Here is a 22,927-nt window from a genome sequence, read left to right as displayed (position 1 = left end):
GCCCGATTGTCAAAAAATCACTTCACAGGGCCAGAAACAAATACTTTAAAAAAATTTTTAACGCTTGTACGCTTATTGGGTGAAAAATGTTGTCATATAGTCAAACGAATAATTCAAACGATAATGCGCATTTGTCTTTTTGATTATCTCCAACATTTCATATAGCATTTTATAAAGGTTATAACAGATGAACAGAATTTTGATGTTTCTCGTGGCGTGCTTGATATCGATGCCAATGTTTGCTCAGACAAGTTTCTATATCAGGGGCCAACTCGGGAAACTACCAGCACCGGCAGTGGTTTATTTAGGTTATTCAGTAGACGGTGATGTTGTATATGATTCAGCATACGTAGAGAATGGTTTTTTCAAGATTATGCAGTACGTACCTTACCCGGTGAACGCACTGTTGATGGTAAGCAGGAATGGTGAGCCAGTGAATTTTTTCAGCGCTAAGAACATTGCGCATTTGTATATCGAACCCGGCGCCAACATCTGGCTGACTTCCGATGAAGATATCGCAAACTTCGAAGCAACAGGAAGTAAGACACAGGACGAATACCTACAGTACCAGACGTTTATGTCTGAGATCAATGCGAAGATTGAAAAACTGACCGAGGAGTCATCCAATACTATGTTCTCTGACGTTAGTACACAGGGACTTGCTGCGAAGAGAAACTACATGGAACGTTTCCGCGCTGCAATGGAAGAGCGGAAAGTGAAAATGAAGGAGTTTATTCAGCAGAATCCTGAACTGTATATCAGCATTGATGTGCTGGATGAATATGCAGGCGCCTTCGTAGACTATGCGGATGTAGAACCACTTTATAAAATATTAAGTGATAAAACTAAAAAGACTATACGGGGAAAGGCATTTCAAAAGAAATTGCTCGAGTCTAAACAGGCTGCTGTAGGTACTGAGGCTCCTGATTTTACACAGAAGGATCCGGATGGTAACAAGGTAACACTCTCTTCCTTCAAAGGAAAGCTTGTATTACTGAACTTCTGGGGTAGCTGGAACTCAGCTTCCAGGATCGAGAACCAGGAACTGAAACAGATCGTGAAAGGGTATGACAGCAAGAAGATTGTGGTGATAAACGTAGGGCTGGAAAGTCGCAGGGAACAATGGAATCAGGCGATCAGTGAAGACAGACTGACTGGTTATAATGTGTCTGATCTGAAGTTCATGAAGAACGAAATAGCCCAGTTGTACAAAATCTCCGCAGTACCTCAGAACGTACTGATAGATGAAACAGGAAAGATCATCGCCAGGAACCTGAAGGGAAATCAGCTGGAAGAGAAGCTGACCAGCTTAATCGGGAAAAAGTGATCATAATATAAACGGGGACTATCTGAAGGGGATCGCTGCCTTACATTTTGCAACAATATAAGGCTGCTGTCTCAGGGCAACCTTGGCAGCGGTTCCGTTCAGATTCGTCGAAACCAACAGAAAGGGACTCCAGTAGGGGTCCCTTTGCGTTATGTTGAATGTATTGTTTGTGAATACCTGTCAGGCGAATTTTCGCTGTAAGGCATCTGCTGTAGCTTTAGCGATATACATACCCGTCGTTATTGGCTGTTCCTTTATCAGCGGCGTTGTTAACTTATTAGTACTGTCCAGGTCCTGCATAAAAGAAGATACGCTCACGATGTTATTCTCGTGGCATTTAGCGCAATAGTGGAGCGTTACTTTCACAACAGGCTTTTGCGCTGCATATATCGGTGTCAGCTTCTTTACAAATACAAGCTGGGGCAGGAACCGGTATTGATGATCTGTTCCTCCCATTTCCTGCAGCAGATGGAAGTTTTCTATTTCCGGTTCCACAAGATGAGATGCCCGCTGCGTATAAAATTGCTTGCAGTCTTCACAGAAATAGTCTTTGGAAGCGGTTACCCATTTGGCTGCCAGCATAAAAGCTGCCAGTTCTGCTATATAGCACAGGTATTGGAATCCTCCGCGAAAAGAAAAGTGCCCTATATCGATCTGGTCTCCCCGGGCACTAATGATCTTTAAAGTGGTCAGGGGATTTAAAAGGCCTCCCCAGAAGGAATACCCCAAATGCCAGTGCAGATTGAAAAATGCCCATTGTGACGACCAGGTCAAATAACAGAGCAAGACGACGATGGCGGTATTGAGCTTTGTGTGCCTGCTTTGGCTATGATAAAGAATGATTGTGAATGCCGCGGCGGCGCCAAACATTGCCAGGCCCAGTACAATGAAATTCAGGTATATAATTGGATTGACCAGGCTGAGAAGATAATACAGCCAGCCTATAAAGACCGCCAGTATTATACCGATCAGTGTTGAAATTGCCAGGCGTTTGGGTATGAACTGGCCTGAAGCCTCGTAGAGGGTACCCGGAGCATGCATAGGAATAGGGGATTTATCTGATATAATAATTGGGATGCAATATAGGAAGGATAAGTCTAGTTTTTTGTATTTTTAGCTGGATAACATTTTAAGCAGCTAAAGGGAAACAGCGGTTTTACGCATGCAGCCAGATACCGATACCGACCTGTTATTAAGGATGAAAAAAGGCGATGAAAGCGCCTTTAAGGAGTTATATGACCGGCATAGCAGGCAGGTAGCTGCTTTTGTGTTCCATCTGACCCATTCTGCCGTAGATGCTGAAGACATCCTGCAGGACACCTTTCTGAAACTATGGGCCAACCGGGAGCAATTACCACCCATCGTCAATCCCGGTAATTATATCTTTATTATCGCCAGGAATAAAACCCTGGACCATCTCCGGAAAATAGCGCAGCAGCAAAAACTGGTGGACCATGTATGGTCGAATATCTCCGGCGTGGCAGATGCCCTTGACCTGCAACTGGATGCCCGGGAAAGCCAGCAACTGATCAATGCCGCCCTTTCCCGACTTACCGAGCAACAGCGTACCATCTTCTATTTAAGCCGGCAGGAGGGCCTGGATCACGCCACCATTGCCAGCCGGCTGCAATTGTCTAAAAGCCGGGTGAAAAACGTCCAGGTGGAAACCTTGCGGTTCCTTCGTCAATTCCTGTCCCGGCATTCGGAATTATTATTTGTCCTGTTCGTGCTGGTCACCCCCTGAAAAAAAAAGTTTACATATCCGCGGTCCTTTTTTCTTTGACATCCGTCTTTACTATTATATGCCTGATCATCAAACAAGAATTGCTTATCTCTTAGAACGTTATGTGAATAAATCATGCAGCCGGGAAGAGCTGGATGAGCTTTTTGCAGCTATTGGTAAGGGAGATGATCCGGAAGCGCTCGACCGTTTCCTGGAAGAGAGCTGGCATGCCGAACTGCCGGTACCGGATATCGATTATGAGCAGGCATACCAGCAGATAAAGCCGGTGTCACCATCCCGCGGGACGGTCATCATCCTGAAACGGGTAGCTGCGGCAGCAGCGGTCCTCCTGCTGGCAGGCGCCGCCTACTGGCTCCTGGGACGCAGACAAGCCGGACAGCAGCCAGAGCTGGCAGTGCAGAAAGGTATGGTATTGATTGCGCCTGGCAGCAACAGGGCCATGCTGACCCTGGCAGATGGTTCGGTGGTAACGTTGGACAGTGCCGGCAAACAGGTGATCAGGCAGGGAGGAGTGGCTATTCAGCAGCAAAACGGACAATTATCATATGGCAATCAGCCCACAGACGGCAGCGTACACTACAACAAGCTGACTACCCCCAGAGGAGGACAATTCAGAGTGGTATTGCCCGATGGCACCAAAGTATGGCTGAACTCAGCCTCCATGTTGCGTTATCCTACCGCATTTACCGGCAATGAAAGAGTGGTGGAACTGGAGGGACAGGGATACTTCGAAGTAGCTGCCAATGCCCGGCAGCCATTTAAGGTAAAAGTGCAGAATATGGAGGTACAGGTGCTGGGTACCGACTTCGATATCATGGCTTACAGGGACGAAGCCACTATTAATACCACGTTACTGACAGGCAGCATCCAGGTGAAGGAAGGCAGCCATGAACAATTGTTACGCCCAGGCCAACAGGCGGTAATCAACAATGAAGACCATCAGCTTACGGTCAGAACAGCAGACATCAGAAAAGTAACCGCGTGGAAGAACGGATTGTTTGTATTCAATAACATGGCTTTGCCCGCTATTCTGAGGGAAGTGGCCCGCTGGTACGATGTAGATATCGTCTACACGACCAGTCCCGGAACGGAATTGTATGGGGGCGGTATTGGAAGAAACCTCCAGCTGACCGATATACTGGCTTTGCTGGAAGGAAACGGCTATAATCATTTCAAGGTCGAAGGAAGAAAGGTAATCGTATTACCGTAGTAAATATCAACCAGGAGGACAATCAAATAAACCGGAGATGCTCGCAACACCTCCGGCAACTTATCTGGTGTTCTCATAATAATCGCTGTAAGACCATTTAAGTACCACCAAACACTGCAAAAGTATGCATTTCGACTGTTATGTACAGGCCCGCTCTCCGCGCGGGCTATCAACCAAAATTTGCCTGGTTATGAAACTGACCACGTTCCTGCTGCTGGTAACCATCCTGCATGTGAGTGCTGCCGGGTATTCCCAGAAGGTAACTTTAAACGCGAAAAATATGCCCCTGCGGGATGTATTCGCAGAGATTATCACCCAGACCGGTGTGTCTATCATCTATTCGGAAAGGGTGCTTGCCAATACCATTCCCGTTACCTTCCATGTGAAAGAGGCATCTGTACAGGAAGTACTGGACCTCTGCCTCCGCAACCAGCAGATAGCATATGCACTTGAAGGAAAGAACTTTGTTATTAAGAAACTAGCCCCTCCGGGAAGTAGCCCCGGGTCGGCAGCCGATTCGCTCATTACCGCAACAGGCGTGATCAGCACGAGCAATAATGTGCCTTTGCCCGGCGCCACTATACTGGTGAAGGGTTCAAAGAAAGGTACGCAGACTGACAGCCAAGGGCGTTTCGTATTGCGCGATCTGCACCCCGGTGATGTGCTGGTGATCAGCAATATAGGCTTCGCTACCAAAGAAATACCTGCCGCTGCGCAGATCCATCTGCAGCTGGAAGAAGATACCCGCAACTTTAATGAAGTAGTGGTGGTGGGATATAGCGACAAAAAGAAAAGTGAGCTGACCAGCGCTGTGACTGTTGTATCATCTGAGAAACTGAAGGATGTTACCACCAATGACGTAGGTAGCATGCTGCAGGGAAAGGTAGCCGGTCTGCAGGTAGTGAACAGCTCCGGTGTGCCAGGTACTGCGGCGGAACTCCGCCTGAGAGGTGTGTCTTCCGTGAATGCTTCACAAAGCCCCCTGTTTGTGGTGGATGGTATCATTGGTGGTAACTATGACCCCAATGACGTTGAAAGCATCACCGTATTGAAAGATGCAGGCGCTACCGCTATGTATGGTTCACAGGCCAATGCCGGGGTGATCATCGTCACAACGAAAAAGGCTAAACTGGGTAAGGTGCGTTTTGAAGCAAAGGTGACTACGGGCTTCCGCAAACCAGACTTTGGCAAGATGAAGATGATGAACGGCAGCGAGTTGTATGAACGTCATAAAGAATTCTACCGGGACTATATCCCAGGCACTGATAATAATTCCTATAAGATTGATATCCTCAAGTTTTACGCCGAAAGACCCAGAACCCTGCGCGATCAGAATTACAGCTGGCTGAATACCATGTTCGAGACAGCCCCTATGCAGAATATCTATTTGTCAGCCAGCGGCAGCACAGAGAAGAGTGAATATTATACTGGTCTTTCCTACTATAATGAAAAGGGTACTTTCATGAATACCGGGTACCAGCGTATCAACCTGCGTGGAAATTCCACCTATCATTTCTCTAAACATGTGAGTGTCAGCAATAATATCAACATCAGCGGATCTACCGGTAAAAGTTATAACTACGATGATGTATACTACGCTTACCTGAACATGCCATGGGATAATCCCTACGATGCTAACGGTCAGCCGGTATATGTAGATGGTAACTCCACTTTTAAATGGTGGTCGAGGGATAAAGTCAACCCTATACACACCATTAAAAACTCGAATCACCCGTATAAGAACTTTGACGTCAATTATGACCTGGGCCTGAATGTAAATATCACCGACTGGCTGTCTTTCTCCAGCAGCAACAGGGCTGCTGTGAGCTACAATAAGGGGACCGATTATTATTCATCAGTAGTGGCCGGACAATATAACGGTACTGGTTTCCTGAATGAACTGAGCACTTTATCTTACGGGATCATTTCCAATGACCTGCTGAAGTTTAACTTCCGTAAAGGTGATCATACCATCAGTGGTCTGGCCGGTATTGCGATAGAAAACAGTAAAACGGAAATATTGGGGGCGTCCGGTAAAGGCTTGCCGGAAGGACTGAAAGTATTGAATGTCGTATCTAACAACCAGCTGGTAACAGGTTCTAATGACCAGTCTATTATACAATCCCTTATCTCACAGATTAACTATAGTTACAGGGATAAATATTTCCTGACGGGATCCTATCGTGTGGATGGTTCTACCGCATTCCCTTCCAACCGCCGTTATGGTTCTTTCCCCGCAGTATCTGCGGCCTGGCAGATCAGCAATGAGGATTTCCTGTTGGGTAATAAACTGTTCAGCAACCTGAAACTGAGAGCCAGCTATGGCGTAACCGGTACACAGGATATAGGCTCTTCCCGTTACCTGGGACTCTATTCTCTGAGCAGTCAGTACAACGGTGGTACGGCCGCTACGCCTTCACAATTGCCCAGTCCTGACCTGACCTGGGAAAGTAAAAGACAGCTGAACCTGGGACTGGACATCGGTCTGTTCAACAGGATCAACCTTACGATAGATGCTTATAACAACGTAACTGATAAATTGCTGTTGCAGGTGCCACAACCACTGTCAGTAGGTTTTGAACAGCGTTGGGAGAACGTAGGACAGGTGATTAATAATGGAATAGAGTTCACCATCAGCACGATCAATATCAAGTCGAACGACTTTGAATGGACAACAGACCTGAATCTCAATTATAACACTAATAAACTGAGAGACCTGCCCAGTGATATCACACGTACACAGCCTACCTGGAGCATCTCCCAGATATACCGGAATGATGGTAACCTGTACGAGTTTTACATGCCTAAATGGCTGGGGGTAAATAAAGAAACAGGAGCGCCGCAATGGGAAGTGATTAACAGAGACGCCAATGGTAAAGAGATCTCACGCACGGCTACTTCCGATTATGCCAGTGCTACTTACCAGGAAGTGGGTTCTGCTTTGCCGAAACTGCAGGGAGGTTTTAACTCACAATGGACATACAAAAACATATCTCTTAGTGTGAATGCCTATTACCTGACAGGTAATAAGGTGTTCAGTAACAGTCTGCGCTTTGTGATGAATGATGGTAACGAGCCTTACTACAACCAGATCAAACTGCCTTCAGGTTATAAGATCTGGACACACCCGGGAGATGTGGCTACGGAGCCTAGTCCGCAGAACGCCGCTAATTCTACAGAAACATCCACCCGTTACCTGAAAGACGGCGACTTCCTCGCTATCCGTAATATTTCACTGTCTTATAAGCTGCCTAAATTATGGGTGAGCCGCTGGCATATGGATGGTGTAACGCTTTCCCTGACGGCAGATAATGTATATACGTTCACGAAGTTCCTCGGACAGGATCCTGCTACAACTATTACCTCTGGCAGTTATGTAATGCCTGGCGTATCGGATTTCAAATATCCGAACAACCGCCAGTATCTGTTTAACATCAATATCAGGTTTTAGTAAACTATCAGCACATGACAACAAGAATTCTTCTTATCATACTTACGTTCCCGCTGTTGTTCGGCAGTTGTCTGAAAGACATTAGTCCCAGCGACTCCCTGACTCCGGGTAACCTGACACAAACAACACAGGGATTGAAACAGGCATTGAATGGAGCATATGCGCTGTTCAAGGATCACGTGGAGTTCAATGGGACTACAGACCTGAACAATATGTACCTGCGGCAGTATTTTCAGATGAGTGATTTTGCCAGCGATGATATTGTCTGCGCACAAACCACTACTGATCCGTTGTATTACAGCTTCTCGCTTAACCATACGCCCACGCAAACAAACAGCCGTTATTTCTGGTATATCTCCTACAAGATCATCAATGATGTGAATACCGTGATAGAAGCTGCTGAAGGTATCCAGAACCCGGATGCAACAGTGCAACAGCTGATAGGGGAGTGTTACTTCCTACGGGCTTTCTGTCACTTCAACCTGGCTAAGTTCTATGCCCGTCCTTATGCAGAAGATGCATCCGCAGCAGGCATTATCCTGCGTACGTCTACCAGTGATCCTGCATCCAAGGCGCGATCAACCGTAGCAGAGGTATATGCCTCTATCATTGCAGATGCAGCAAAAGGTGCTGAGCTGATGGCAGAGCAACGTGGTGTACAGTATGCTTCCCGCGAGGCTGCATGGGCATTATTGTCTCGTGCGTATCTCTATAAAGGAGATAATGACAGTACTATTTTTTATAGCAATAAAGTGATCAATTCCGGCAGGTTCACACTGGAAACCGCAGCAGGTTATACCTCTATGTTTGCCAATGCAGGTGGCAGTAAAGAGACGATCCTTTGTGCGGCTTTTACCACTGTAGATGATTATGGTAAGGCCGGTTCTATTGCCTCCATGATCTACTCTGATGGCAATTCCGGCTGGGGAGAGGAGTTTGCTTCGCAATCGCTGCGCGATACCATGTCCGCTCATCCGGAAGATATCCGCTGGTCTTATATTGTACCATTGAAAGACGGATCAGGAAATCTGCAGAAAAAGAATGGCATTGAAACGTATTATATCATGAAATTCTCCGGCCAGGGAGGGAGTCCTACGCTCAGTTCCCCGATACTTTTCCGGCTGGCAGAGATGTATCTCAACAAGGCAGAGGCGGAAGCCAAAGCAGGTAATGTCACTGCTGCACTGGAAGACGTGGATATGATCAGGAAGAACAGGGGATTGCAGGGCTCATTATATAACGGACAACTGCCTGCAGGCAAGACAGCGCTTGAAACAGTACTGAAGGAAAGAAGAATAGAGCTGGCTTTTGAAGGACACCGCACATTTGATGTGTACCGCAATAAATTAAGCATGAACAGGACTTACTGGGGTTATCATCTGCCGGGACTGAAAGAATCGGATATAGATCTCAGTAAGAAGCCCGCGGGATATGAGAATATGATCATTGCCCCGGACAATAAACGGGTGATCTATTACATTCCGATCGACGAGACCCAGACCAACAAACTGTGCTCACAGAATCCTTAATCTAAAATCCTGATCACTATGCGTTTATTCAGATATACCTTCTTTATGATAGCAGCTGCACTTATCGGCGGTTGCAGCGACGATAAAGTAACACCGGATGCGGATGTTTTCTATGAGGTCAGCATCAATGGCAATGACGTGACCTTCACCAACAAAACAGAAGGCGCGGTGTCTTACAAATGGAATTTCGGAGATGGGACTACTTCGGAAGAGGAAAGCCCTGTACATACCTATCCCGGTAAAGGCAAGTATGTGCCTACGCTTTATGCGACTACCAAAGATGGAAAGGTAACAGAGGGTTCGACGGTATTGTATATCGCCAAGACCTCCCCTGTAAAGATGGATGATAACTCACTGGCCGACTGGGATCATGTAACGGATCATGAGATCACTTCCGGTGCAGGAGAAAAGTATTTTAAGCGGGCAAAATTCGATTATGACGCCTCGTATGTGTATGTGTACCTGGAAATGAATTCTAAGGCGGAAAATGCCGATATATTCGATTTTTATATGGACACTGATAACAACCCGGCAACCGGACTGCTAACTGGTACCTTCCCCGACGGAGGATATGATGTGTTACTGGAAGGAGCGGTGCTGGCCGACTGGTTTGACGCGTTCTATCACAAGGGCGCTCAGAATGCCTTCACTTTCGACGCATCTGGGGTGACGGAGTTTTACACCCTGGGTACTAAACAACAGGATGGCGGTGTGCTGAAGTTCGAGCTGCGCCTCTCCCGTGCGAAGCTGAAAGGCCTGGCTGCTACGACTGCCCTGCGCATTGGTATTGAGGCAACAAAGGGCGACTGGTCTGCCACACTGGGAGATATGCCCGACAAGGGACAGTCTTCGGTGCTCATCAACTTTGAATAATTCCTACGTAACCCAACAATCAATAATGGAAAAACAGACCGGCCGTTTATTATCGCTGGATGTCATGCGTGGAGTGATCATGATATTACTGGCGGGCGAAAGTTGCCGGGTATATGAGTCGATCAGGGACTGGCATGACAATGCTTTTATCCGGCAATTCTTTCATCATCCCTGGCATGGTTTGCGTTTCTGGGACCTGGTGCAACCCGCCTTCATGTTCATGGCGGGTACGGCGATGTATATATCCTATGAAAGCAAACGACGAAAAGGTATTAACTGGGAACAGAATTTTAAGCATATCGCTATACGCAGTGCAAAGCTCTTCCTGTTAGGAACGGGCCTGCATTGCGTATATGCAGGTAAACTGGTGTGGGAACTATGGAATGTGCTGACCCAATTGTCTGTAACCGGTATCATTGCCTACCTGGTGATTGGCCGGTCCTATACCGTCCAGGTCTGTACAGGACTATTCCTGATCCTGCTGAATGACATCCTCTACCGTAGCATCCTGATGCCGGGGTATGACCAGCCCTTTGTGGAGTACCATAACTTCGGCGCCTATATGGATACGCTGTTGATGGGAAAGATCAATCAGGATGGCTGGGTGGCCATCAATATCATTCCTACAGCAGCACATACAGTGTGGGGAGTAACAGCAGGGAAATTATTATCCTCAGCAGTAGATGGTAAACGCAAGGTGGGCATACTTGCTGTAGCTGGGGTCATATTACTGGTTCTCGGGTTTGGCGCAGACCTGACAGGACTTTCACCCATCATTAAGCGGATCAGTACAGCCGGGTTTGTACTGGCATCTGCCGGCTGGGTATCGCTCATACTATCTTTCCTTTATTGGTGGATAGATGTAAGGGACCATCAGCGATATACATGGATAGCCGTGGTTGTTGGGATGAACGCTATTTTTATCTACCTGTTCTTTGAGACGGTCGGCGCGCAATGGGTGAATGGGGTAGTGGGCATCTTTGTGCCATGGCATATAATGGCGGCGCTGGTTACCTGGGCGCTGGAGTGGTACCTGTGCTACTGGCTGTATAAAAAGAAGATCTTCTTTAAGTTATAAGGGCCGCTATCTCTTCATAACAATTTCTTAACCTGACCTGCTGACGGTGACCAGTTCATCTTACAGTTCTTCCTATAAACAAGACAGCGAAGATGAAGCGAATCTATGCAATGGCAGGAGGGCTACTGTTAACATTGTCAGCCGCCGCACAACAGACAGGTCATGTTGTATTGATCACTATTGACGGATTCCGTCCTGATTTCTACAAGGAAGCATCCTGGGGCATGAATAATCTCAGGATGATGAAGGAGAACGGTGTATCTGCTGATGGTGTGAACTGTGTGTTTCCAAGTGTGACCTATCCTGATCATACTACGATCATTACAGGCGTAAAACCTGCCAAACACGGTATTTATTACAATGCACCTTTTGAGGAAGGAAAGGCCAGTGGCGTATGGTATTTCTACTATAGCGGTATCAAGGTGCCTACCTTATACGATGCCGTACATAAAGCCGGTAAAACGAATGCCAATGTGATCTGGCCGGTAACGGTGGGTGGTCCGATAGACTATAACGTGCCGGATATCTGGCCGATTGGTAAGTCGACCGACAGGAGAGAAGCAACCGCCGAAGCAACCACACCTGCTGGTCTCTGGCAGGAACTGCAGGACAATGCCACCGGTAAGCTGGGCGCGGATGATTTTTCCATGGTAAGAGAGGAACTGGTGATGGATGAGAACGTGGCAAGAATGGGGGCTTATATCATCACAAAATATAAACCTGCTTTTACCACTTTACACCTGGCCTGTACAGATCACTATGAGCATATGCAGGGCCGGGATGGCTTACTGGTGAGAAAATCAGTAGCAGGCGCCGACAGGGCTATCGGCACTATCCTGGAGGCATTGATCAGGGCCGGCATCAAAGACAGCACTACTGTCATCGTAACAGGCGATCATGGCTTTGTGGATATTCAGCAGTCATTCTCTCCGAATGTATTACTGGCTGATGCAGGACTGATCACTGATATAGACAGTGGTAACTGGAAGGCGCGGTTTCACTCTGCAGGTGGTTCTGCATTCTTACATCTGAAAGATAAGCATGATAAGGCTTCGCTGGAAAAGGTAAAAGAGATCCTGGCGCATTTGCCGGCTGATCAGCAGCAACTGTTTAAAATAATTGACCGTAAACAACTGGATGCCATCGGTGCAGATCCTAATGCGGCACTGGCGTTGGCAGCGGCTCCGGGTGTAACCATCGGTGCCGGTGTGAAGGGAACTGTTGTGAAAGCTGCGAAGGGTGGTACACATGGGTTTTATCCTGACTTCCGTGAGATCCAGACTGGCTTTGTAGCATATGGGGCTGGTATTGCAAAAGGGAATACGGTAAAAGAGATGGACCTGACAGACGTAGCACCGATTATCGCGAAGTTGTTAGGATTGTCATTTAACACGGCCGACGGGCACATTCCGGCAGGTGTGCTGAAATAAAGAGACCTACTATCTATGAAATACCCGTGTAAAAAGAAGCCTTTAAGTCCCGCATGGGATTTAAAGGCTTCTCAGTTTGTGTAGCAGATCAGGATTGTTTGTCGTAGCCCACCATCCAGTTAACACCAAATTTGTCGGTCAGCATGCCGAAAAGTGGCGACCAGAAAGTAGGGGCCAGCGGCATTGTAGTGTTACCGCCTGCAGCAAGGCCGTCGAATAATTTCTTTGTTTCTTCTTCAGAGCTTGCACTGATAGAAATGGAGAAGTTATTACCAACAGCAACATCACCCATTCCGGAGCCGTTATCGCTGCCCATCAGCACATCGCCTTTGTTGCCAATAGCCATTGATACGTGCATGATTTTGTTCTCATCAGCAGCAGGGCATTGGTTATCCGGCATGTCCTTGAATTTTGAAATCATTTGGAATTCTACGCCAAACACAGACTTGTAAAAATTGAATGCATCCTCACAATTACCATTGAAGATCAGATAAGGGTTAAGTGCAGCCATGTCATTTTTTTTTGAATGTTAGAGAATACTTCTTTCGCGTGTTAAGGAATAATTCAAATTTAGACTGATAATCAGATTCAAAGGGTGGCCATACAAGACAATATGGGGGTGGGTTTGCGACATCATTCCGCTACTTATGCCCTGTCCCAGAAATGAGGTGGTTCAATACCCAATGCCCGCAGGTATACAAATCCCTGCGCCCTGTGATGAATTTCATTATCGATAAAATAAAACAGGAGGAATTGAATGGTGCCTTCCCATTGTCCGAATGCCAGGTCCACTTCGTGGAATCTCTCAGGTTTGATCTGCGGCCATAAACGGTTAAGCTTTTCAGTTACTTCATCCCAGAGATACAACAGGGCTTCCTTGGTCTGCGGAGCGGAAAATTGTTCCTGTTGTCCGTAGGGTAACCATTGACCGGTAACGATGCCGTCAATACCCGGATTGGCCATATTGATCATTTCAAGGGCCAGTTCTGCAAATGGGCGCATGCCTCCTACAGAGAAGGTAAAAAGCTCGGTTTCAGGGAAGGCTTCAATCGTCCTGCGGGTTACTCTGCGATGTCCCTGCCAGTGTTCCAGGAGTTCCTCAGGGGTAATTACTGTGGCAGAAGTGGTCAGTTGCTGTGTCATGTTACAAATGGGTTTAAAAGATGAGTAAATTGCTTACAGTACAAAGGAAATCATGCAGGGTGACAACCCTATGTCAGCATCATTCCGGAGCTCTAAAAAAAACACAAATCACTTGCTGCAGGTTCACAGGAGCAGGAATAAAGTATAAAAACAGGCTTGTTGATCCGGCCTATTGATTATAAATGAGTTGGAGGGTGTTTGCCGTAAAACAGAGCGGGATTGCCAATGAGTAGAATGTGGATAACTCCTATTGTGGATAACTTTTGCTAAATTTTTTTAACATTTCATTAGCGGTTTAAAAGACTGACTATCAAATTCCATTACCAGAGTCCGTCATGTCAGTATGCCCGCTGTGCATCTTCTACCCCCGGACGTATTTTTAATATTTTCATATTATTTATACTTTTAATCTTAAAATAGTAATATTTTTTCGCTATACCACATATGCCTATGAAGACTATTTATACTTCCCATCATGTTGTTGCGGGAAAGGTTGAAGGGGCTTTTTCAAGTACTAAAACATTGTATGTCAGCTAAGAGGTAATGCCCAGGTTTTACTATTGCTGACCGTTCACGAAATCCCTATTGATGAAAAAGCTTCTAATATTATTATGCCTGTCGTTGTGTTGTGCATTCGGGACCGTGCAGGCACAGACAGTGTACGTGAATATACCGGATACGGTATGTATGTCCAGAACCAACGCTACTGCCAATCAGATCAAGTTCACCAGTGTGAACGCGATGGTAGAAGGCGCTGGCCTCGCAATCCCTCAGAAAGCCGACTGGACTATCACATCTCCGAACAATACCGATGCAGACTATGAGATCCTCTACACGGAGAATCCTGTTGGTACCAAAGCTAACAAGCTGACAAATACCAAAGCGCTGACGCTGCAGTTCCTGGTACCGGGTAACTATACATTTAATATCAAGCTTTATTATAAAGGCGCTGATAGTGTACTGAAGACGGTGACACGTACCGTGAAAATGTATGCTTCCGACTGTACCATCAGCACCTGCGGTGACGGTGGCGCTACTATGGCTGGATTCACGGAAGATTTTGGTAGCATGCCAGATGGTGTAAACCGCAGGAATTATCCTGTTGATGGTGTGGTATTATATAATTATCAGCCTACTGGTGATTTGAATAATGACAGCTACGCCATCACTAATAGTCCTTCTTTTGCGAAGAGCGACTGGGTAAGCACTACTTCAGATCATACCGGTGGTTATCGCGGCGCAATGCTGGTAACTAATTCAGCGGTTACTCCCGGACAGTTCTATGAGAAAACAATCACAGGTCTCTGTCCTGGTTCCGTATACAATTTCAGCGCCTGGCTGATGAACGTGAATACGGCCAATGCATTTAATAATACATGTCGCAGCGGATATCAATATGCGGGCGTTACCTTCAAAGTGGTAGATGCCGCCAATCCGGCAAGGGTTCTGAACGAATTCAGGACTCATTCAGTTTCTATGATGCTCGGTAATGCCGGCCCCACCTGGCAGCGATATGGCGGAACGTTTATTGTTCCTTCTGATGTGGATGCTGTTATAGTATATGTCACGAATAATAAACCGGGAGGTTGTGGTAACGATATCGCTATAGACGATATCGAATTTTCTTATTGTAGCCCAAGCATTGTTGCTACGATAGATGGTGATGGTGAGACCCTCCAGGAAGTATTGTGCGAAGGCGCACCAATTACTTTATCTGCTTCTTTCCAGCCGGTTGGCTATTTCGTTGATCCTGTGTACCAATGGCAGATGAGTGATGATGAAGGCCGTACATGGATGAACGTTCCTTATGGTTCCGGCAACGCGCCTCAACTGGTGATAGGACCCGGTGAACTGAAAGGTACGCGTAAAGTAGCTTCCGATTACCTGTTCCAGGTATTGATATATGAAAGAGGTAGTGACTCTACTACCTGTTCTTCTCCGTCATCCCAGATCAGGTTGACGATACTGCCAATGCCAACCCTCAACCTGACGCAGAGTGAGGTGTGTTCCGGTACTTATGTAGAACTGGAAGCTTCGGGTGGTTTCGATTATTATACATGGAAAGACCTGCCTGGTTATACAGATACCAAACGTACTATCCAGGTAGATAAGGATACTGTTATCACGGTATATGGATATGTTGAATATGCTGACGGACATACCTGTATGGACGAGAACAGCACCGACATCAAGATGGTACGCTCTCCGAGGGTAGATGTGGCTGTTTCAGACAACAACATCTGCGTGGGTGAGTCAGTTAACCTGAAGATCAATGATGTACTGAACGGTTATATCATTAAATGGTTCAGAGGTCCGGATGCAAGTGGAAACAAAACACAAATGCCGGAATATGATAACATGGTGGAGGCATCTCAGATACAGATCAATAGTCTGGCCGATACTGTGTTCTCCGTGACGGTAGAAGATGCAGCGAATGTTTGCCAGGCAGCTTCTAACCCGGTAATTATAGATGTCAGCGCTACACCTAGTACCAGCCTGAAACCTAACCAGAACGTCTACTGTGCATCTGCTAATCCGAGCGGTAACTTTACCGTGGAAGTAAATAAGATAGTAGGTGCGACCGGCACCTGGAGAGTGGAAGATGTTTACGGTCCTGCCGTTACCGACGATGTGATCGATAACTATGTGAAGATTCTGCTGCCTTCTGCTGAGCGTACGAGGGTGACTATTAAACGACCAGGTACTTCTGTAGTATTATCATGGACGGTGAGGAGCCCGGCAAACCTGAATTGTGCCACCACCATACTGGATACCCTGCACCTCCTGGTAGATCCTACTTACAGTAATGCAGGTAAGGATACGACCCAGTGCGGTACAGACAATATATTTATTATGAACGCCAGTCAGCCGCTTGCTGATACTGCGGCCTCTGGTCCGGCAGCAGAGAAAGGTATCTGGAAACTGGTATCCGGTAATGCAACGATTGCTTATGACACTGCTTACAATACACCTGTAACAGTGCTTGATAATGAGGGCGATGTCGTACTCACCTGGAGCATCACAAATGCCGGCGGATGTGTGGCGAATATCGATACTGTTGTCTTGCATAAAATAGGTAAGCCGGTGATCAAACTGGTTACCCCTGTTGCCTCCTGCAGCAGTAAAGGCTCCTTTATATTAGATACATTATCTACCAAGGGAACGCCAACCTTATATTCTATTACGCCTGGCACATCTCCGATGCCTGGTTTTGTAAATATTATTGATCAGCCGCTGAAATGGCCGCTGACAGTTCCATACCCTGCTTCAACCGCACCGGGTGTGTATACTTTCAACCTGAGTTACAAGACAGCGAAAGCTGGTTGTGATTCCACCATTCCGTTTACCGTAAATGTATCCTCAGCACCGACACCGGCTACCAGTATTAATGCAAGCGCCACCAACATCTGTGGTACGGGCAATACTGTTACGATGACCGTAGTTGGCGGCAGTTTGGGTGTACAGTCAGATAAAGTAACACCAAACGGTGTATGGGCATGGTATGCCGGAGGTTGTGGTACTGGTACCCGCCTTGCTACAGGCGCTACCGTTACCCTGCCACTGAGCGCTACCACCACTTATTATGTAAGAGCAGAAAGTCTCGGAGGTTGTGATACGACCACCTGTGTAAATACAACAGTCACCTTTACACCAATGCCGGCGGCAGTAAGCGCTGGTCCTGATCAGTCTAACTGTAACAGTACCGCCTTTACAATGGCAGCCAGCGATCCTGCACCTGGTACAGGCGCCTGGAGCCTGCCAACCGGTACGACTTCGACTATTACGCCAGGACAGGTGAATAGCCGTACAGCGGTGATCAATGTACCGCAGGGTACAAGTGTGACGGCGGTATGGACCGTAACAAACGGTACCTGCGTAGCGAAAGACACTGCTATACTGACTAACTACGCGCCTCCAACTACCGCTGATGCGGGTCGTGATACTACCCAGTGCGGAAACACCCAGTTTATCATGAAGGCGAATACGGCAACAACAGGTACTGGTACCTGGACCCTGCCTGCAGGAACTACTGCCAGCATTAATGCCGGCCAGCAGAATAATCCGAATGCGGTGATCAATGTACCGACTGGTGTAACTGTGACCGCTACCTGGACGATCAGAAATGGGACCTGTGTGTCTACCGATAATGTAGTATTAACAAGTGCAGTACCGCCAACTACAGCGAATGCCGGTCCGGATCAGGCACAGTGTGGTGTGAATACCTTCACGATGGCGGCTACTCCGGTAGCTGTGGGCACCGGCAAATGGATCCTGCCTGCAGGTACTACCGCTACCATCCCGGCTGCACAGATCAGCAATCCGAATGCAGTAGTCACTGTACCGGTGGGTGTGAGCGTGGTGCTTACATGGCAGACTACAAACGGTACATGTATCAGTACAGATAATGTTACGCTGACCAACTCTGTAATGCCGGTAACGGCAGCCGCAGGACCGGATATGGCACAATGTAATAATACAGTGTTCACCCTCTCAGCCAATGCACCTGGTGCAGGTGGAGGTACCGGCAGATGGAGTGTAGTATCTCCGGCAAGCTTTGTTTTCCCTGGAGCTGCTGTTAACAATCCGAATGCCGTATTGAGTATTCCTGCGGGCACAGTAGTGGTGTTACGCTGGACGATCACCAACGGTGGCTGTTCTTCTTCTGATGATGTAACCCTGAGCAACAGCCTGGCGCCAAATCCTGCGGTGGCCGGTCCTGACGAGGTACATTGTAATACACCGGCTTTCGCGCTGTCAGCTAATTCAGCTGCAGGCGGTACCGGCACCTGGAGAGTATTATCTCCTTCAACATTTATTTTCCCTCCTGCAGATATAAACAATCAGACGGCTAATATATCAGTACCTGCGGGTACTGTCCTGAAGTTGGAATGGACAATCGCGAATGGCGGTTGTACGACCAGTGATACTGTGGTACTGACTAACTACGCATTGCCGGATGTGGCAAGTGCAGGACCTGACCAGTCACAATGTGCGGGCCTTGACTTTAAGATGGCGGGCAACAAACCTACAGTGGCAGGTGCTACCGGTACCTGGACTGTAACAAGTGGTACTGCTACCATCGCAGCTGGTCAGGCTAATATGGATACAGCGCATGTGACATTACCGACCGGCACGACAGCGGTATTACGCTGGACGATGACCAATGGTACCTGCTCCAATTTTGATGAAGTAACACTGACAAGCATACCTAAACCTACAACTGCCTCTGCCGGCGTAGACCAGCAGCATTGTGAAAATGCGCTGTTTACAATGGCTGCCAACACACCAGTAACAGGTACTGCTACCTGGAGCCTGCCTGCCGGAAGTTCCGCCAGCATCGCTGCCGGTAATTTCAGTAATCCGGCTGCCGTAGTGACCGTACCTCAGGGTACCAGCGCTACCATTGCCTGGGTGATCTCTAACAGTACCTGTAACTCGGTGGATAGTATTACGCTCGTTAACAGCGTAATGCCGAACAACGCTACTGCAGGCGCCGACCAGGTACATTGTGATGATCCGAACTTCATCATGAATGCCAACAGTGCATCTCCGGCTGCCGCTGTAGGTACCTGGACGATTGTAAGTGGTGCTACTGCTGTCATCTCCGATATTCATAGTCCTACTGCTAAGGTGACCTTACAGCCGGGTACTACAACCACCCTCCGCTGGACGATCGCCAATGGCATCTGTACTTCGACACCTGATGAAGTTGTGCTGACCAATCAGCCTGCTATTCAGGGCAATACGATCACCGCCGACCAGGTACTCTGCGCAAGCGATGCGCCTGCAACACTGACCGGCGGCGTAGTAAGCGGCGGTACCGGTTCATTTACCTACCAGTGGCAGATAAGTACCACCGATGCCATCACCGGCTTTACGAATGTAACTACAGGTACCGGCGGCACGAGCGACAGCTATACGCCTGTCAGCATCAGCAGGAACACCTGGTTCAGACGTGTGGTAATGTCGGGCGCTTGTACCGGCAACATTAGTAACGCAGTTATGCTGACGCTGATGAACACTCCGCCGGTAGTCGTATCTGTTCCTGCTCCAATCACTGTTGATTGCGTACAGGGTACTGACTACACTACGAAGTTTGGTACGCCGGTATTCAGTCACGCTCCTTATAATAATGAACCAGTGACTGTCACCAGCAACGATGTAACCACTACTGTGGATGCATGTACGTTCAAAATAGAGCGTACCTGGACAGCGACTGACCGTTGTGGTCTGAGCGCCCAGGCACAGCAGGTGATCACAGTAACAGATAAAACAGCTCCTGTATTCGATGCCACTGCTCCGGCGAATGTGACCGTTAACTGTGACGCGATCCCTGTAGCAGTAAACCTCACCGCAACAGACGCCTGCTCCGGTGCCCTGACTATCACGCCGATAGAAGAAAGAGTGGACAAACCAGGAGCATGTGCGAGCAACTATCAGCTGATCCGTAAATGGGTAGCTGTGGATGCTTGCGGTAATGCCAGCGACACCCTGAAACAGGTAATCACTGTTCGCGATGTCACGCCGCCGGTATTCGATGGCACTGCACCAGCCAACATCACTGTAAGCTGTGACCAGGTGCCTGCAGGACAACCATTGACGGCTACTGATAACTGTACGCCGGGTACTATCACCGTTAATCCGGTGGATGTACGTAAATCTGTGGCAGGCAGCAACTGCGATGGTAACTACCAGATCATCCGTACCTGGACAGCGACTGACCTTTGCGGCAACAAGGCTGCCCTGACGCAGACCATCACCGTACAGGACAACGTTAAACCGGTATTCTCTGTAACAGTACCTCCGGTGATCACCGTGAATTGTGACAGCGTACCGGACGTAGCGGCAGTAACAGCTACAGACAACTGTACCGCTACTGTAAAAGTGAAAGTATCCCAGCGTAAAGAGTTCCTTTCCAACACCTGTCCAAGTAATTACCGACTGACCCGTGTATGGACTGCGATCGATAATTGTGGTAATACCGCTACCATGCAACAGGTAATCACTGTACAGGATACGGCAAAACCAGTATTCACTTCTGCAGCACCTGCTGACACTACGGTAGATTGTAATAAAGTACCTGAACCACCAGCGCTGCTGACTGCAACAGATAATTGTGGTACTGTGAAGGTGACTTATTTGCAGGTACGTGAGAATATCGACGGTGCATGCGCAGGCAACTACCGTCTGATCCGTACATGGACTGCGAAAGATGCTTGTAGCAATACCACTGTTGCCCGCCAGGTGATCACTGTAGCAGATACAACCAGACCGAAGATCGATCCGGCTCCGGCAGATGTAACGATCAGTTATGATGAGAAGCTCCCTGTTCCGGCAACCCTGTATGCGGTTGATAACTGTGATGTGAACTTCCCTAAGAAGGTAACAATGGTACAGGATCCGTTTGTAGCAGATAAGTGTGCAGGATATACTGTTGTAAGAAGATGGAACGTGTCCGACGCCTGTGGCAACGCCGCTATAGAACGTGTGCAGACTATTACGGTAAGTCCGGCTCCTAAACCGGAACTGGATCCGAACCTGCCAGCCAACTGTTCTAACAATACCAAATTTGCAATACTCTTAAAGAATAAAGTAAGCAAGCCGAAGTTCACCCTGGTAAGTGTGGTACCAGCTACCGCAGTTACTACGCCACTGACACAGAGCAGTAACGTATTCGATCTGAATGGGGCTACACAGGCCAGCTTTACAGTAACTAACGGGGTAACCGGTTGCGTATCAGATACCGTTACCTACGATCTGAAATACCTGGAGAAACCAGTAGTTGACCTGGGCCCGGATGTATCAGTATGTATAGGTGAATCTGTAACACTGGATGCAGGTATCAATAACGTAGATTATAACATCCGCTGGTCAACAGGTGCAAGTACCCAGACCATTACGGTGACCACCAGCGGTACTTACAGTGTGACTGTATTCAATGGCATCTGTGCCACTACTGATGAAGTGAAAGTAACAGTAAATAATCCACCGGTAGTAAATATACCTGATACCACTATCTGTGAAGGCTCAAGCGTGAAGCTGAATGCTTACATCCCTGCTGCTACCTACGTATGGAGCACAGGTGAGACTACTGCTTCGATAGAAGTATATATGGCAGGTACATATGGTGTGGATGTAACACTGAATGGCTGTACCACACATGATGATGTAACCGTGACGGTAGCCACTGCTCCGAATGTGGTACTGAGTGAGGATACACAGATCTGTCCTGACGAAACAGCCATACTGACAGTAGATCCTGATGGTGGTAATGTACGCTGGAACAGCGGAGAAACAACCAACGAGCTTGTAGTATCAAGACCGGGTGATTATTGGGTAACTGTTACCCGCGATGGTTGTGTGGTGGAAGATACTGTAAGGGTAACGCTGAAATCACACCTGAATATCGATATCGGTCCTGAGCGTGCCATCTGTAACGGCGGCAGCGTAGTATTGAATGCGGAGAATGCCGACGCGGTATCTTACCTCTGGAATGACGGTGATACCAACCCTGTGAAGGAAGTGAATAAGCCAGGTAAATATGTTGTTTCTGTGATGGATAGGTTCTGTTCCCAGATCACGATGGATAGTGTGAACGTAACAGTAGCAGGCATCCCTGCATTTGACCTGGGTCGCGATACCACGCTGTGTCTTGAAAAGACCCTGGTGCTGAAGGTGAACGCCGGCGAGGGTAACAGTGTACGTTGGCAGGATGGTGCTACTACCAGCACTTATAATGTGACCAGCACCGGTTACTACACAGTATTGGTATATAACGATTGCGGATCCGTATCTGACCATATTGCGGTGACTTATAAGCCTTGTGAAGCGAATCCGCAGTTCCCGACTGCCTTCACGCTTAACGGCGACGGTAAGAACGATGTGTTCAAGCCAACAGCAGAAGGTCCGATGTATGACTATGAGCTGCGCGTATTTAACCGTTGGGGCCAGATGGTTTGCTTTATTAAAGATTACAGAACGGGATGGGATGGCAGACACGTAGGAAACCTGGTTGAGAGTGGTTCTTATATATGGGTGGTTAGCTACAAGAAGAAAGTAGGAGGTCCGATAACACAGGTAACAGGCCAGATCACAGTAATCAGATAAGAAGTGTAAAGTACAATAGGCAAAAAGGCGTCCC

At 47.7% G+C, this 22,927-nt stretch carries 12 protein-coding genes; 9 read left to right on the top strand and 3 right to left on the bottom strand.

The features are described 5' to 3' along the window. Nucleotides 1-235: 235 nt before the first annotated feature. On the top strand, nucleotides 236-1,327 hold the full coding sequence (locus tag BLR32_RS07155; RefSeq protein ID WP_245705375.1) for a redoxin domain-containing protein: 1,092 nt from the start codon (nucleotides 236-238) through the stop codon (nucleotides 1,325-1,327). A gap of 180 nt (nucleotides 1,328-1,507) precedes the next feature. Here BLR32_RS07155 and BLR32_RS07150 read toward each other — a convergent pair whose 3' ends face one another. Next, nucleotides 1,508-2,368, bottom strand: coding sequence for a hypothetical protein (locus BLR32_RS07150; protein WP_089830091.1), 861 nt, complete (start codon nucleotides 2,366-2,368; stop codon nucleotides 1,508-1,510). A 121-nt stretch (nucleotides 2,369-2,489) separates the two neighbouring features. On the opposite strand from BLR32_RS07150, the gene BLR32_RS07145 reads away from it, so the two are divergent. From BLR32_RS07145 to BLR32_RS07115, 7 genes are all read left to right on the top strand, one after another. Continuing rightward, nucleotides 2,490-3,071, top strand: a complete 582-nt coding sequence (locus BLR32_RS07145) for an RNA polymerase sigma factor (protein ID WP_089830088.1) — start codon at nucleotides 2,490-2,492, stop codon at nucleotides 3,069-3,071. 58 nt (nucleotides 3,072-3,129) lie between these two features. Then, the gene (locus BLR32_RS07140; RefSeq protein WP_089830086.1) at nucleotides 3,130-4,281 is read left to right on the top strand and encodes a FecR family protein; all 1,152 of its coding nucleotides are present in this window, start codon (nucleotides 3,130-3,132) and stop codon (nucleotides 4,279-4,281) included. A 190-nt stretch (nucleotides 4,282-4,471) separates the two neighbouring features. After that, a complete protein-coding gene (locus BLR32_RS07135; protein ID WP_089830084.1) occupies nucleotides 4,472-7,732 on the top strand; it encodes a SusC/RagA family TonB-linked outer membrane protein in 3,261 nt (1,086 codons plus the stop codon). A gap of 14 nt (nucleotides 7,733-7,746) precedes the next feature. Further along, nucleotides 7,747-9,261 (top strand): RagB/SusD family nutrient uptake outer membrane protein, encoded by a 1,515-nt coding sequence (locus BLR32_RS07130; protein WP_089830082.1) that lies wholly within the window; start codon nucleotides 7,747-7,749, stop codon nucleotides 9,259-9,261. Between the two features lie 18 nt (nucleotides 9,262-9,279). Next, complete coding sequence (locus tag BLR32_RS07125) at nucleotides 9,280-10,134, top strand: PKD domain-containing protein (protein ID WP_089830079.1); 855 nt, start codon at nucleotides 9,280-9,282, stop codon at nucleotides 10,132-10,134. Nucleotides 10,135-10,159: 25 nt separating this feature from the next. After that, nucleotides 10,160-11,212 carry an acyltransferase family protein gene (locus BLR32_RS07120; RefSeq protein WP_089830077.1) on the top strand — a complete coding sequence of 351 codons (1,053 nt, stop codon included), beginning with the start codon at nucleotides 10,160-10,162 and terminating at the stop codon, nucleotides 11,210-11,212. A 92-nt stretch (nucleotides 11,213-11,304) separates the two neighbouring features. Further along, nucleotides 11,305-12,642 carry an alkaline phosphatase family protein gene (locus tag BLR32_RS07115; RefSeq protein WP_089830076.1) on the top strand — a complete coding sequence of 446 codons (1,338 nt, stop codon included), beginning with the start codon at nucleotides 11,305-11,307 and terminating at the stop codon, nucleotides 12,640-12,642. Between the two features lie 88 nt (nucleotides 12,643-12,730). On the opposite strand, the gene BLR32_RS07110 is transcribed toward BLR32_RS07115, so the two are convergent. Both BLR32_RS07110 and BLR32_RS07105 read right to left on the bottom strand, forming a co-directional pair. Next, nucleotides 12,731-13,153, bottom strand: a complete 423-nt coding sequence (locus tag BLR32_RS07110; protein WP_089830074.1) for a VOC family protein — start codon at nucleotides 13,151-13,153, stop codon at nucleotides 12,731-12,733. Between the two features lie 134 nt (nucleotides 13,154-13,287). Continuing rightward, nucleotides 13,288-13,785 carry a DinB family protein gene (locus BLR32_RS07105; RefSeq protein WP_089830072.1) on the bottom strand — a complete coding sequence of 166 codons (498 nt, stop codon included), beginning with the start codon at nucleotides 13,783-13,785 and terminating at the stop codon, nucleotides 13,288-13,290. Nucleotides 13,786-14,373: 588 nt separating this feature from the next. On the opposite strand from BLR32_RS07105, the gene BLR32_RS07100 reads away from it, so the two are divergent. Continuing rightward, nucleotides 14,374-22,893: a T9SS type B sorting domain-containing protein gene (locus BLR32_RS07100; RefSeq protein ID WP_143011381.1), complete on the top strand. Its 8,520-nt coding sequence runs from the start codon at nucleotides 14,374-14,376 to the stop codon at nucleotides 22,891-22,893. The last annotated feature ends 34 nt before the right edge of the window (nucleotides 22,894-22,927 follow it).

Source organism: Chitinophaga filiformis (assembly GCF_900102545.1).
Lineage (GTDB): Bacteria > Bacteroidota > Bacteroidia > Chitinophagales > Chitinophagaceae > Chitinophaga > Chitinophaga filiformis.
This window is presented reverse-complemented; position numbering and strand designations above follow the sequence as displayed.